This window comes from Vibrio sp. 10N.239.312.C11, from assembly GCF_041466065.1.
Taxonomy (GTDB): domain Bacteria; phylum Pseudomonadota; class Gammaproteobacteria; order Enterobacterales; family Vibrionaceae; genus Vibrio; species Vibrio tasmaniensis_A.
The window spans coordinates 56205-70761 of record NZ_JBFSRZ010000007.1 but is presented as its reverse complement, the minus strand read 5'-3'; the positions used below and the strand labels follow the sequence as shown (position 1 = coordinate 70761).

The 14557-nt window shown below is 43.5% G+C and carries 13 protein-coding genes; 4 read left to right on the top strand and 9 right to left on the bottom strand.

What is annotated here, in order from left to right; all coding sequences use genetic code 11:
• Positions 1-2: 2 nt before the first annotated feature.
• The 3 genes from AB6D07_RS05020 to AB6D07_RS05010 all read right to left on the bottom strand — a co-directional run bounded on the left by AB6D07_RS05020 (position 3) and on the right by AB6D07_RS05010 (position 5324).
• A complete protein-coding gene (locus tag AB6D07_RS05020; protein ID WP_017102599.1) occupies positions 3-986 on the bottom strand; it encodes a MoxR family ATPase in 984 nt (327 codons plus the stop codon).
• 184 nt (positions 987-1170) lie between these two features.
• Positions 1171-3585: a tetratricopeptide repeat protein gene (locus AB6D07_RS05015; RefSeq protein WP_017102598.1), complete on the bottom strand. Its 2415-nt coding sequence runs from the start codon at positions 3583-3585 to the stop codon at positions 1171-1173.
• A 191-nt stretch (positions 3586-3776) separates the two neighbouring features.
• Positions 3777-5324: an arylsulfatase gene (locus AB6D07_RS05010; protein ID WP_029222847.1), complete on the bottom strand. Its 1548-nt coding sequence runs from the start codon at positions 5322-5324 to the stop codon at positions 3777-3779.
• Between the two features lie 346 nt (positions 5325-5670).
• Here AB6D07_RS05010 and AB6D07_RS05005 point away from each other — a divergent pair, with 346 nt between their 5' ends.
• A complete protein-coding gene (locus tag AB6D07_RS05005; protein ID WP_004730480.1) occupies positions 5671-7233 on the top strand; it encodes an arylsulfatase in 1563 nt (520 codons plus the stop codon).
• Positions 7234-7522: 289 nt separating this feature from the next.
• Positions 7523-8164: a DUF2057 family protein gene (locus tag AB6D07_RS05000; protein ID WP_020477210.1), complete on the top strand. Its 642-nt coding sequence runs from the start codon at positions 7523-7525 to the stop codon at positions 8162-8164.
• A 105-nt stretch (positions 8165-8269) separates the two neighbouring features.
• On the opposite strand, the gene AB6D07_RS04995 is transcribed toward AB6D07_RS05000, so the two are convergent.
• Entirely contained in the window at positions 8270-8764 is a 495-nt protein-coding gene (locus AB6D07_RS04995) for a GNAT family N-acetyltransferase (RefSeq protein WP_009844954.1), read from the bottom strand.
• Positions 8765-9245: 481 nt separating this feature from the next.
• Here AB6D07_RS04995 and AB6D07_RS04990 point away from each other — a divergent pair, with 481 nt between their 5' ends.
• Positions 9246-9743: a fasciclin domain-containing protein gene (locus AB6D07_RS04990; RefSeq protein WP_017102596.1), complete on the top strand. Its 498-nt coding sequence runs from the start codon at positions 9246-9248 to the stop codon at positions 9741-9743.
• Between the two features lie 127 nt (positions 9744-9870).
• Here AB6D07_RS04990 and AB6D07_RS04985 read toward each other — a convergent pair whose 3' ends face one another.
• The 5 genes from AB6D07_RS04985 to AB6D07_RS04965 form a co-directional block, all read right to left on the bottom strand.
• Positions 9871-10338: a GNAT family N-acetyltransferase gene (locus AB6D07_RS04985; RefSeq protein ID WP_017102595.1), complete on the bottom strand. Its 468-nt coding sequence runs from the start codon at positions 10336-10338 to the stop codon at positions 9871-9873.
• 53 nt (positions 10339-10391) lie between these two features.
• Positions 10392-10706, bottom strand: coding sequence for a cupin domain-containing protein (locus AB6D07_RS04980; protein ID WP_017102594.1), 315 nt, complete (start codon positions 10704-10706; stop codon positions 10392-10394).
• Positions 10707-10818: 112 nt separating this feature from the next.
• Positions 10819-11322, bottom strand: a complete 504-nt coding sequence (locus AB6D07_RS04975) for a YgjV family protein (protein WP_017099360.1) — start codon at positions 11320-11322, stop codon at positions 10819-10821.
• A gap of 91 nt (positions 11323-11413) precedes the next feature.
• Positions 11414-12214 (bottom strand): PhzF family phenazine biosynthesis protein, encoded by an 801-nt coding sequence (locus tag AB6D07_RS04970; RefSeq protein ID WP_029222846.1) that lies wholly within the window; start codon positions 12212-12214, stop codon positions 11414-11416.
• A gap of 288 nt (positions 12215-12502) precedes the next feature.
• Positions 12503-13153, bottom strand: a complete 651-nt coding sequence (locus AB6D07_RS04965; RefSeq protein WP_017102592.1) for a LysE family translocator — start codon at positions 13151-13153, stop codon at positions 12503-12505.
• Positions 13154-13523: 370 nt separating this feature from the next.
• On the opposite strand from AB6D07_RS04965, the gene AB6D07_RS04960 reads away from it, so the two are divergent.
• Positions 13524-14555, top strand: a complete 1032-nt coding sequence (locus AB6D07_RS04960) for a PotD/PotF family extracellular solute-binding protein (RefSeq protein WP_017099357.1) — start codon at positions 13524-13526, stop codon at positions 14553-14555.
• The last annotated feature ends 2 nt before the right edge of the window (positions 14556-14557 follow it).

The following is a 14557-nucleotide window of genomic DNA, read 5'->3' as shown; positions in this document are numbered from 1 at the left end:
AGTTATCCGATCTCAACATTATCAAGTAGTTCTTCAACCACTCTTTGATGGTTAACACCATCGGCCAATGCGTCATAAGACAACGAGAATCGGTGACCTAACACGGTAGGTAGCATCGCTCGCACATCGTCTAACGTGACATAGTCACGTCCTTGAAGCCATGCATAAGCGCGAGCACATTTATCCAACGCGATAGAAGCACGTGGGCTTGAACCAATCTCAATCCATTTAGACAAGTTTGATTCTGGGTAACGCTCTGGCTTACGAGTCGCCATAACCAAAGCCACAATGTAGTTTTCGACCAAATCAGAAACCGCAATATCAGGAAGTTGGCGACGCGCTTCAAGTACCAATTCAGGTTCAATATGCTGTGGTGTGACTAATTCTGAACTCGTCTCGCTGCCCAGCTCTTCGCTGCGCACCAATCGAATGATGTCGCGCTCCGCTTCGTCTTCTGGGTAGTCAACCGTCACTTTCATAATGAAACGGTCCATTTGCGCCTCAGGCAACGGGTACGTACCTTCTTGTTCAACCGGGTTTTGAGTCGCTAATACCATGAACAAATCTGGAAGGATGTGAGTTTGGCCACCTACAGTTATCGTCCCTTCCGCCATCGCTTCAAGCAGAGCCGCTTGTACCTTTGCGGGCGCACGGTTCACTTCATCGGCCAGAACGATGCTATTGAAAATAGGACCCGGTTGGAAATGCAGCTGAGGCTTGCCATCAAGCTCTTGATACACTTCTGTACCGGTTACATCTGATGGCAGCAGGTCAGGCGTAAACTGAATTCGACCAAAACTGGTGTTCAGTAGGTTCGCCAGCGATTTCACTGAACGAGTTTTCGCTGTACCGGGAAGTCCCTCTAAAAGCACATGCCCATTAGTCAATAACCCTATCACCAGAGCCCGAACGACGTGGCTCTGACCGATAACACTTTTCTCTGTTTGTTCAATCAGTTGGTTTATTGCTTGTTGTGCATGGTTCATAGGTCTTCCCTTAATTCAATCTGGCTGCGTACATCCTACTCACAAGCCCCATAACTATTAGTTATACACGTGATAATTGTTCATCAGCGCGATAAATTATAAACGTGATAATTGCTCATAAGCGCGATAATTGGTTACAAGCGGAATAAGCAGCAAGCACAATAGCCAAACTCACCTCATCGCTTTATTCAAACTTAGCTTTCAATTGGTTAATGGCCTCCGGCGGTGCCACTTTGCTCAGTGATGAAATACATTGCTCAAACGCCTTTGGTACGCCCGGTATATGGCTGTTTCGCGCCAACACTTCACACTGGGCATACAGGTGCTGTGGGTTACGGCTAAATTGGTAAGCCTTGTGCAATGATTTACTTGCCGCAAGCACATCAGACTTCTCCAAAGCCAATCCGTACACATACCAATATTGTGGGTCAGTTTGCGCAGTTTCAGCGGCTTGTTTAAGGTAGTCGGTTGCTTGGTCGTAATCTTTCACACGAAGCAGAGATAATCCTGCGCTGTATGGCAATACACTCGATTTCGGCTGAGCTTTAATACCTTGCTTCAATGTCGACAACGCTTTTGCTTCGTTACCTTGCGCTCGATACAAATCAGCCAAGTTGGCATAGCTGTTCTCGAAGTAAGGCTCAATGTCGATAGCGCCTAGATAAAACTCAATCGCTTTGTCGTGTTGACCTAAATCTCGGTAAACGTTACCTAGGTTCGTACGACCAAACCCTCTGTCGGCATTAAATTGCTGTATCTCAATGTATTCTTGCAATGCAGGTTTGATTTGATCTTTCTGCAGAGGATTCATTTCTCCCCAGTTACGCACCAACGCACCTGCGGTTTCTGAGCGAATCGACAATACAGGATCTTTCAATAGTGGCTCTAGAATCTGCCAACGATCAGTAAATGGAAAACCTGAGGAACCTTGCACGACGCCTAAACGGATCATCTCATCATCGTGTTTCACTGCTCTTGCCAATGAAATAAGCGTGTTCTTACCCGTGTTGCCACCCAAGCGTTCTAAGCTTGATGCTCGAATGATGTTGCTTAAGCTGGAATCTTGAGCCGAATACGCCAGTGCATCTTCTGCTCCTCTGTGCCCTATTGAATCCGCGTAAAAGGCGACAGCAAAATGTTGTTGGTTGCGATACTTAGAATCTGGGAACCATTTACCGATTTGTTTATCAGCCCACTGGTCGGTTTGATCTTCATGACAGCTAGTACACACGTTCGGCGTTTTAATGTGTTGGCTAATATCAGGACGCGGGATATGCCAGCTGTGGTCACGCCTAGGATCGACTTCCATGTAAGTCGTTTCTGGCATATGGCAAGTGGTACATTGTGAAGCTTCGGTATTCGCCTCGTGGAAGGTGTGCTTTTCAGGCGTGTATTCTGATGCAATGTGACATTGGCTACACACGGCTTCTTCCGCAATTTTTAGTTCAGCGGTATGGGGATCGTGGCAGTTAGTACATGTGACGCCTTTTTCAGCCATCACTGATTGAAGGAAAGATCCGTAAACGTAATCTTCATCGTAGATTTGACCATCGTTATGGTAAAGCTCAGGAGTAATCAAACTTAGACGATACTTATCAAAGAAAGACCCGTTAACGTGATCTCCAGTTTCATTTAACTGAGTACGTCTGCTGTGGCATTGAGCACAGGTTTGAACTTGGTTGGTATGGATGATGTCTTTTGGTTGCAGGGTTGAGTTGCCCTCTTGGTAGACCCATTCTTTCACCGACTTCGACAAGTCGCGATCAAAGCCATAATGCGCCGAGATTTGAGCATCCTTTCCACCGTTAGCTTTTGCTGACTGCTCTTTGGTTAATTGAGCTTTTGCTAACTGGGCCTGCTCAACGTGCTCGCTTTCAGGCCCATGACAGGCTTCACAACCGACATTAATCTCAGACCAAGTAGTGTTGTAAGTATTACTCGCGCTGTCGTAGTTCTTTTCTAGGTTCGTTGAATGGCAATCAGCACACATGAAGTTCCAGTTTTGACCGCTATTGGTCCAGTAGAATTCATCAGTGTTAGTGGTATCCGGGTAGAGGTTAAACCAGCGTTGACCGCCTTCGCCCTCAGTGCGAGAGTCCCAAGCGAAAGGAATCAACTGTACTCGACCGTCTTCAAACTCAACCATGTACTGTTGTAGAGGCTCGAAGGCAAAGGTATAGCTGATTTTGTAATCGTTGAATTGACCGTCCGGCCCTTCGATGTTGACCCAAAACTCATCACCCTTGCGAAAAAAACGGTTGGGCTTTCCTTTATGAGTCACGGTTTGATCGTTGAAGTCGCCCAAAACGGACTCATCAGTCGCGTGTTTCATCGCCATATCATGATGAGAGCCTTGCCACGCTTCCACTTCTTCGCTGTGACAGTCTACACAGGCTTCAGAACCGATATACGTAGCCTTGGAAGAGTTGGCATCTGAAATTTCTGAACCGATAAGCGAAGCTTCAGTCGTCGGTGCTTGTTCATTCGCATACACATTGACACTGAGTGTCGACAACATAGGTAAAGACAACATTGCGGATAATACTGCAACTCGCTGGTGTTTCAATCCGTTCACTAGTGAGCACAACCATGCAGACATAACATTCCTTGTTTTTATACATCCTTATGCTTAATAAGGTAGACGTAAAAACAATGAATTTACAATTATTTAGTGGCAGTGAGCTCGATAGTTGTGACTCATATTCACGACTGGTATTTACTCATCGATATGCTCATAAAAAAAGAGCTCCGAAGAGCTCTTTCGTGTTACCAGTTTAGCTAAGCAACTATTTACTTGTTATGGTTCTCTTGAAGTTTTTCCATAACCTGATCCAAGCTAAAGCTTGCTGCTTTTTGACGTGGTGGATATTCAGCAAAGGTTTCTAAGAACTTGCCAACATACGCTTGCGCAGGAACGAACATATAGGCATGGTCTAACAACCAGTCATAGTAAGTATTCGATGTGATATCTGCGTTTTCGTATGGGTCCATTCGGAGGTTAAACAGCTTAGGAAGACGTAACGTTACAAATGGTTCTGCCCAAATTTGCATGGTACCCGTCGCACGCTGCTCCATGAACACCGCTTTCCATTGGTTGTAACGAAGTGCCGCAAGGTCACCGTCATCGGTAAAGTAGAAGATCTCCGAACGACGACCTTTCTCTTCTTCACCGGTTAGGTAAGGAAGGAAGTTGTAGCCATCTAGATGAACTTTAAACGTTTTATCACCCGCAGTATGACCTTTCAGTAGTTTCTCTTTGATCTGATCATCACCAGCAGCTGCAACGAAGGTTGGCATCCAGTCCATGTGGTGCATGATTTCATTTGAAACACTGCCCGGTTCAATCTTTCCTGGCCAACGAACCATTGCTGGTACACGGTATGCGCCTTCCCAGTTGGTGTTTTTCTCACCACGGAACGGCGTTGTACCGGCATCAGGCCAAGAGTTCATGTGTGGACCGTTATCCGTTGAGTAGAAAACGATGGTGTTGTCTTTGATGCCCAACTCATCCACTTGCTTCAATAGTTGTCCAACGTGTCGATCGTGCTCAACCATACCATCAGCGTAATTACTGATGCCGGTTACACCTTTGCTATCTGGCTGCACGTGCGTTCTAAAGTGCATTCTTGTTGCGTTCCACCAAACGAAGAATGGTTTGTCCGCTTTCACTGCGCGATCCATGAAATCAAGTGCCGCGTCTAGTGTTTCTTCATCGACCGTTTCCATACGCTTACGCGTTAGTGGGCCTGTATCTTCAATCTTGCCATCTGCGAATGACTTGATGACACCACGAGGGCCAAATTTCTTACGAAACTCTGGGTCAGTTGGGTAATCTTCATTCTCCGGTTCTTCTTCAGCATTCAGGTGGTAAAGGTTGCCAAAAAATTCGTCAAACCCGTGCGCTGTTGGAAGGAATTCATCTTTATCGCCAAGGTGGTTTTTACCAAATTGGCCTGTCATGTATCCCATAGGTTTAAGCATTTCTGCAATCGTTGCATCCTCCGCTTGCAAACCAATGTCTGCTCCTGGAAGGCCTACTTTACTTAAACCCGTTCTAAGAACACTTTGACCCGTGATGAACGTTGAGCGACCTGCGGTACAAGACTGCTCCGCATAATAATCGGTAAACATCATGCCTTCTTTGGCGATGCTATCAATATTTGGAGTGCGGTAACCCATTAAGCCAAATGTGTACGCACTCACATTGGATTGACCAATGTCGTCCCCCCAAATGACCAATATATTTGGCTTTTCTGCTGCAAAAGTGGCGCTAGACGCGGCCATCATTGCTGTACCCAAAATCGCTAATCGACGTTTAGCGCCATACTTCGCTGTCATAGAAACCTCTTCGTAAGTTATTTGCATCCTGCCCTACAACGTATAGTTCATTTTTTGCGCATACGCGAGATTACCTAAGCTATTAATCTTTTTGTTATTTTCATCAAGATATGGATACAGAAGTCATCGATATGGTTTACGGCAACAAACATGATAAGGATCACACATACAAACTAAGGGGCTGTTCTGGCAACACACTGGAACTGATATGAATCAATAAGTTAACTAGACATCATAACGATTGGTTATAAGCACTATAAAAGGACGGAACGGAATATTGAGAATAACATTTGCTCATCGATGTGTTGTTCTAACGCATTAATCTTAAAAGTGAATCGGAGTCCTTATGGGTACTAAAATTAATAAACTAGCATTAGGTGTTGGCTTATTAGCAGCTTCTTCAGCGGCAACAGCAGCAGAAAAACCAAACATTCTTGCTATCTGGGGTGATGACATTGGTGTATTCAACATCAGTGCATACAACAACGGCATGATGGGTTATGAAACACCTAACATCGACCGTATTGCTAACGAAGGCGCACTATTTACTGACCATTACGGTCAACAATCGTGTACTGCTGGCCGTGCTGCATTCCTAACAGGTCAAGAACCTTTCCGTACTGGTCTATTGACTATCGGCATGCCAGGTTCGGACCACGGTATCCCTGATTGGGCTCCAACGATCGCAGATCTTCTTAAAGAACAAGGCTACATGACAGCTCAGTTCGGTAAGAACCACATGGGTGACCAAGACAAACACCTTCCAACAAACCACGGTTTTGACCAGTTCTTCGGTAACCTGTACCACCTAAACGCGGAAGAAGAGCCAGAGACATACTACTACCCTAAAGATCCTGAGTTCCGTAAGAACTTTGGCCCTCGTGGTGTAATCAAATCGACTTCTGACGGTAAGATTGAAGATACAGGCCCTATGACGCGTAAGCGTATGGAGCATGCGGATGAAGAGTTCCTAGAAGAATCTCTAGCATTTATGGAAAAAGCAGTGAAAGCTGACAAACCATTCTTCATCTGGCATAACACAACACGTATGCACGTGTGGACTCGTCTACAAGAAAAATACCAAGGCGCATCGGGTATCAGCATCTACGCAGACGGCATGCTAGAGCATGATGACCAAGTGGGTATCCTCCTAGACAAACTTGATGAGCTTAAGATCGCAGACAACACTATCGTAATCTACTCTACCGATAACGGTGCAGAGACAGTTTCTTGGCCTGATGGCGGTGCTACTTACTTCCACGGTGAGAAAGGTACAACTTACGAAGGCGGTATGCGTGTTCCTCAGCTAGTTCGCTGGCCTGGTACTATCAAGCCGGGAACTAAGATCAACGACATCATGGGTCACCAAGACTGGATCCCGACTCTACTAGCAGCCGCTGGTGATGATAAAGTTGTTGAGAAGCTTGCTTCTGATAAAGGTGCTACTTACAACGGTAAAAACTGGCGTGTACACCTAGATGGTTACAACTTCCTACCTTACTTCCAAGGTAAAGAAGAGAAAGGCCCTCGTGACAGCATGCTTTACTTCTCTGCTAACGCTGAACTAAATGCGGTACGTTGGAATGACTTCAAGATTTCATTCGCTGTTATGGACGGTAACATTGTTGATGCCGTGCGTTTCCAACCAAACTGGCCTCAAGTCGTTCACCTACGTGCTGACCCATTCGAAAAAGCACCACACGAATCAGGCATGTACCTACGCTGGATGGCAGACAATATGTGGCTATTCGTACCAGTAGGCGGCAAAGTACAAGAGTTCATGAACACACTACCTGACTACCCAATGCAGCAAAGCCAAGTGTTGAACCCTGGTAACTTCAACCAGAATGCGTACATGCTTCAAGGTAAACTTAAGCAACTAGAAGCGGCAGCAGCGCAAGCTAAATAATTAGCTAAAGCTTAACCAACCCTAGGAAAGCGAAACAAAGCCGTGATAGCTCAAGTGCTATCACGGCTTTTCAGTATATCAACAATGAAAACTGTCCTACATAAGCCTTTAACAAACGAGTGACGAACAAGGTTATCCGCATACATTTACTCGCATAGCCTTGTAGCTCGCCTCGTTTATGACCGTTACGTTAAGATTACGCAAATTTTTTCAAATCCCACGGACATCACTTGAAATACAGAGATATGCGTGCGATTGTATTTTAACTCACCCTAACAACTGTATGATTATGAAGACAATCCAAAGCATTGCCCTACTCTCAGCTATCGTTGCTGCACCTTCAGTATTAGCTGACGTTGAAATCCAAGTTCCATCCAGTGTTGATATTCTAGCGGTTAACGAAGCTAAGCCTGACTTAGACGGCGGCTTATTCTCTTCTCATAAAACACTGACGTTACCAGATGGCCAAAACCAAATCGTATTCCAATATCAACTTGCATTTGATAAAGGTAACGATCGTGAATTCGTAGACAGCGACGCTGTTATCGCAACATTCGATGCGACTGATACCACACTGACTTTCGATCTGCCAAAATACCGCAACACAGCAGAAGCAAAATCTGGGTTTAAAAACTTAGAGTGGAGCCTTGTTGACGAGAACCAGAATGAAATCAGCGTTAAGCAAGACAAGCTAGTTAAAGACGGTATGCAAATTGGACGTAAATACCCTCAAGAAGCAAAAGAATACAACCAGAAAGGCGGTATTGCTGCGCTAGCTATAGGTACAACAGCGGCGGTTGTTCAACCTGTAACACTTCCAGCAAAAATTGATGGAAATGCGGCTAACACAGCTGAAGAAATGTTGTATTTTTGGTACGAAAAAGCCGATGCTGAAACGAAGCAGAAATTCAAAGATTACGTGAACAAGTAGATTCGATTACGAACAAATCTATAAAATATCTCGTTCAAACCAAAGAAGCTGGCACACTGCCAGCTTCTTTGATTTCATCTAAATAGGACGTTATAGGTCTAACAATCAACGATAATCAGGTCTAATCCTCGACATCAACAACATATCAATGTATTTCCCGCCTTTGAATGTACTCAGCCTTTTAGTGCCTTCTAACTGAAAACCTACTCGTTCATACAAAGCAATGGCAGCGTTGTTATCGGCATGAACCTCTAGCTCCAGACGGACCAGATTAAGCCAATTATCAGCCTGATTAATCGCTTCTTTCATTAATGCCTTCCCAACCCCTTTGCCGTGTGCATCAGGGTGAATCGCAATCCCTAAGCCAGCACTATGTCGGTCTCTCACCTTAGTCGTCATGAATAAGGTAATGTGCCCAACGACTTTACCTGACACTTCTGCGACTAAAGTGAAATGGTCTGAATGACCAAACAATCGCTCCACTTGATCAGAGCTAAGGAAAGGTTTTTGTGAGGTATTTTCTGATACTGATGAATGACGATAAATATCAAAAATGTCTTGGTTGTCTGTGGTTTCAAGATGTCTAATTTGTATTTCCAAAGTGATTCCTTACTGTCTATTACTATCCTTAAGCTAATTTTCATATTACGGATAGCAACGAGTAGCTACAACCGTAAGTGACAGAAATAATTGAATAATCGTCATAGCCCATAAAACAGTCGCCACAGCCCATAAATAACAAACTCAAATACTAAAAATGCACCATTGAAGTCCCTCACTCGCCTGTTCATAGAGTAAAGTTCGCTCTCGAATCAAATAGCTCAAAGGTATAATAATACCAATCGTAGTAAATAACTGTTCACCCTAGCTTGTTAAAAATCTCGATAACGTCGTTAGGTTTTTTGATTGTAGAATAACTACTTATCGAAACTATTTATTGAAAAGAGCAGCCTTGTTCTCAAGCTTTTTTCCTGCGCTATTTTTGATCACTTACTTACTGTGATTGGTATAAATTGATCCATCGCTTTGAGCCTTTCGTAATACCTGACGAAAATAACGGACAAACTCAAAGGATTCCAACATGATTAATAAAATTAGTAAGTCTCTATCTCTTCTTGTCGCTGCACTTTTTTTTAGTGCATTCGCTAACGCCAATCATCATGAGATGAAAAAAGATATCGTCGATGTCGCAGTAGGAAATGGCTCTTTCAATACACTTGTTGCTGCTGTTAAAGCGGGTGGACTTGTAGATACTTTGAAAGGAGAAGGACCTTTTACCGTTTTCGCTCCAACCGATGAAGCATTTGCCAAGTTGCCAGATGGTACTGTCGATATGCTTTTGAAACCGGAAAACAAAGACAAATTAGTCGCCGTGCTAACTTATCATGTAGTCGCAGGGAAAGTGATGGCGGCAGACGTTATGAAAATAGACAAAGCGACAACAATTCAAGGTCAAAACGTGATGATAAGCGTAAGCGATGGCACGGTTATGATTAACAATGCGAAAGTGATTGCGGCTGATGTGGAAGCAAGCAATGGTGTAATCCACGTAATTGATACGGTCTTGCTCCCGAAATAATCAAATAGAAAGAAAGTCTCAGGCAAACCAAACTCTTTGAGGGTGTGACAGTTCACACCCTTTTTAACCTACTGGGCTAAGCGTTGAGCATATCCAATTTTACCTACACTAGACATAACGTTAATGGCTACTTAGTGGTTTTCTCCATCACGTAATTAGTCAGCTTAACGCCACGTATTTCGACTTCCTGTTCATTCACTAACTTAAAGCCAAGGTGCTCATAGAAAGGCCTAGCGGTAATACTCACCTCAGAGAAGTATCTCGATACACCACGAAATCGACCAATCTCGAATACATGCTCCATCAAAGCTCGCCCTACACCTTTACCTCGATATTCATGATGACAAAAGAAGTGATCTATCAACCCATTCGGTTGCAAGTCAGTATAGCCAACAATGTGGCCATCCAACTCCGCTACAAAAGGTTGGATACGATGCAGACACTTTTCCCACACCTCGGAGTCAAAGTCACTTGGAGCCCAAGCCTCAACTTGTTCTTGAGAATAGTCACGAACATTAATATTTCGGACGGTATGGAAATAGATCTCCCATAATGCTTTGGCATCACTAACTTGGTAATTTCGAATTCTAACCACGACACAGTCCTTTCATGTATTGCTGATTGCCTATTCACTACTTGATAGCAATACTAACGATAAAACACAGCTAGCCAAATAGTCACAACGTCTCTATCCGTACCAATAACCTTGTGCTTCTCTCTCGCGGCAATATTGATGTAATCCCCTTTAGACAAGGTAACGACACGTCCGTCTTCGAACTCAATAACACCTTGCCCCTCTACCACCATAACCCATTCGTTTTCATCTTGGTCATACCAACCTTGTTCTGGAGAACTGTGCCCATGAGATATTATTCTTTCAATCCGCACATTCTCAGTAGTAATGATGTCGTTGAAGATTTCGTCGGGTATTGACGAAGGCACATTCGAGTAGATATTTGACATCGCTCTCTCCTAATCCTTGTTAGATGAATATGGTGCATTGCTTTATCGTTTTATCTAAAGCCTAGCTTCCTGAGCTCCTGAGCTATAAGCTATAAGCTATAAGCTATAAGCCCTAAGCCACAGCACTTTTTCTGAAATAGAAACGATAATAGCCAACCAAGTTACTGCAGATAAATAGCGCTTCCATCAGTACAGCAGTTGGAGAACCAACTAAGTAATTGTGAACCAACCAAAAGCTAGTTCCGATGATCATCAACTCTCTTAATCGACGGTCATCTTTATTGAAGGCTGCAAAGGTTTGAAATACGGAAGCAAAGCAACTCAATATGCTAGTGAGCCCCGAGTAAGTCACAACCGTTGCGACTACTGACATGGAACTGAACAAATATTTAAATTTGGGTGACGTAGAAAACACGCTCGTCAAATATCGAATAGTGGCGATCGTCATTAGGCTCGCCGCTGTCCATTGTTCAAGAAGAATAAAGTGGCTAGAAATAAGAACGCCTGCAAAAAACAAGCATGTGACGATTTTCTTCCTCTCTTTAAATTGAAAAGACAGAAGATCGAAACAAATAGCAATTGCGACTAATACCTGAGAAAGATAAAAAGCTGACACGATTATTCCTTAAGTAGTGACCTAGCAGATTTAAATTATGACGTTTCCGTTCTAAATAACGACATTACTGTTTTATGAATGATATTGAAGTTTAGACTTTTAAAGTACCACTGATTACGGTGGTTGCAGACCCCATCAGTTTTATACGACCATTCGGTAATAGCTCTGTCGATACATACCCACCGCGGCGCGACGCTTGGTAAGCATTGAAATGCGCTTTGTTTAGTTTCTCGGACCAGTATTGTGTGAGAGCGCAATGCGCTGAACCCGTAACGGGATCTTCGTTAACACCCACCCACGGCGCAAAATAGCGCGAAACAAAATCAAGCTCAGAGTTCGACGACAATGCTGTCACAACAACGCCTCGACCTTTAATACGCTTTAGAGCATCAAAGTTTGGTGATAAATCTAATAAAACTTGTTCGCTGACAACCTCAATAAACTGCTTGGTATCGAACTCACTGTATGACACGACTTGGGCTTCACACAGCCCTAAATATTCAAGCAAATCTTTATTAGTATCCAATCCAAGATCAAGCACAGTACTTGGGAAGTCAAGCTCGATTGTGGAGTCACAAACTGTGGCAGATAGCTCCCCTGAAAGCGTATCAAACGTCACAACCTCACCCACATTGACTAACCCTCTTTCCTTCATCACATGCGCTGTTGCCAACGTACCGTGACCGCATAATTTGACTTCAACTTCTGGTGTGAACCATTTCAACGTCATCGTATTGAGGGCTAAGAATGCCGTTTCTGATACTGCCATCTCTTCAGCAATCGAATACATCAACGACTCTTCTAAAGGTTCTTGTGAAATACAAACCCCTGCAGGGTTTCCTTTAAAAGCTTGAGTTGTGAACGAATCCACTTGATATATCTCTAAATTCACAATGGCTCCTAGCGCTGATATCGAATAGACATTGCAGCCTACAATAAGCACAAACACCCCGTGCTACAAGTGTTCAACAGCAACATTATTAATACTTATTTAAGAACTAAGGAATGATAAACAAGCAGTTATGAAAAGAATTGGTGGATTAAGCTGAGGGTTTAACATCGGGCAGATAAGAGATAAAACGTATCAGCCCTGGTAGGAAACAAGCACACATTCGCGGCACATAGGCATTGTATCGTGCCACAAACGTGAGGTTACTCAGCAATGGTAACTTTATAGAATCTACTGACGTACCAGAGCAGATTTCACAATGGTCAAGCCAAGCAGACCCAACATAACTCCTGTCACTTTATCAATATAGTAAGCAACACGTGTAAACTCTTGACGCACTTTAGGCGTCGATAACAGGAAGATGATCGCCGCATCCCAAATAAAGACAACCACCGTCATCCAAATACCTAGGCCTAGCTTAAACATGAAGCCAATGTCATTGTTCAACACAACCGTGAATAAGCTCAAATAGAACAATAGGTTTTTGGGATTAAGGATTCCAGATAGAAAACCCGTAACAAATTCTTTAAGAAAAGTGGTTTGAATGGAGACACCTTCTTCGACAACATCGATATTACTGTAATTACATTTTTTCGCTCTTATCGCTTGAACTGCAAGGTACACCAGAAACAAACCGCCAATAATTTTTAAAGCGATCATCACTGAAACCGAAGCTGCCAAAATAGAACCGACCCCAATAAGACACAAACCAATATAGACTGCATTGGCACTGGCAATACCGAATGCAACGCCGAGTGCTTTTCTACCCTTATTTTTAACAGCACTCTTTACCACAATCACAAAATCTGGTCCGGGGCTCAATAGCGCCAAAAAGTGAGCAATCGCCACGGTAACAAAAATCCCAACTAAACCTGCATCCATAAACCAACCTCCTGTCGTTCAATTAATGCCCTACTATTGCATAACTAACGAAAAAATGCTCAAGTGGATGAATATATATTTACTAATAACCTAATAATCAAACAAATCCCGTGTTTTCGTCGTGCCAAATCGGAAGTAGATGAGTCATTCGTGCACTTCTTCAGGCGTTCGTCGGTCAAAGGTTGATATCCCCTTGATTTAACATAATGATTTTGTGCTCAAAGCTTACTTTTAGTTCCAATTAGGTCATAGGATTTTCACACCTAGATGCATTGCGTTAGGTTGAACTGAAATTAGAGACCTAAATTTGAGCTATGTCGCAAAATTTGGGCTACGATTTAGTTAAGCAAAGTAGGAAAGGAATCCGTCAGTGAAAGCATTTTATGTTTCTGTTCTTGCGTCATCATCCTTTTTAACTGGCACAGCGTTTAGCCAACAAAATGATATTTATCTCTACAATTGGGATGAATTTCTATCCAATAGCGTCGTGACCCAACTAAGTGACACGTACGGCATTTCTTTGAAACAACAGTTTTTTTCTGATGAGTCGATCAGAGATGAAGTGCTATTGAGCGAACGTCGTGGCGCATTTGAGCTAGTCATTATAGAAAGTGTAAAGCTCAATGCGTTAGCCAAGCAGAACCTGTTTCATAATCTCAGTGAGTTACAACAATCCATTGCTGGTAACATAGATTCACGGTGGGTTGATGGATGTGGCGAGTATGGCATTCCCTACGCTTGGGGGACTGCGGGAATCTTATATCGCAGTGACAAAGTAAACACTCCCACCTCTTGGAACGCTATTCTCGAACCAGACACGAACAGCAGTGGCCGTATAAGTATGTATTACGAACCTACGGATTTGGTGAGTACTGCACTGTTAGCAAATCAATTTGATCCATTCACCAATAATGAGCAAGAACTTCGCGTTGCCTATAAAACCCTGCAAGCTCAAAAGCCACACCTAGAAAGCAACGAATACGTCATCGACTATATTCGCCAACCCGAACGTCTTGCTAACATCGACCTTGCCTACGGTTATTCTGGTGACAGTTATGTACTCAATGATTTGGAGCCTGATGCCTCTTGGTCCTACGCTGTGCCTCAAGAAGGCACAACGTTATGGTTAGAGTGCATTGCTGCGATTAATAACGGAGAGTTGTCTGCACAAGCAACAACGATTCTATCATTCTTGTCGCAACCCGAGATCGCCGCTCAAAACGCAATGGATTCATGGTTTGCAACTCCAAGCTCAAAAGCAAAAGCCTTAACAACACAAGAGTACCAAAATGATCCGGAGCTTTTCCCTAGCAAAGAGGTTTTAGAACGCAGCTATCTGTATCAGCAACTCGAACCCAATAGCATTCAAATTCGTAACCGCATTGTCGACAGTTTGAGATAATT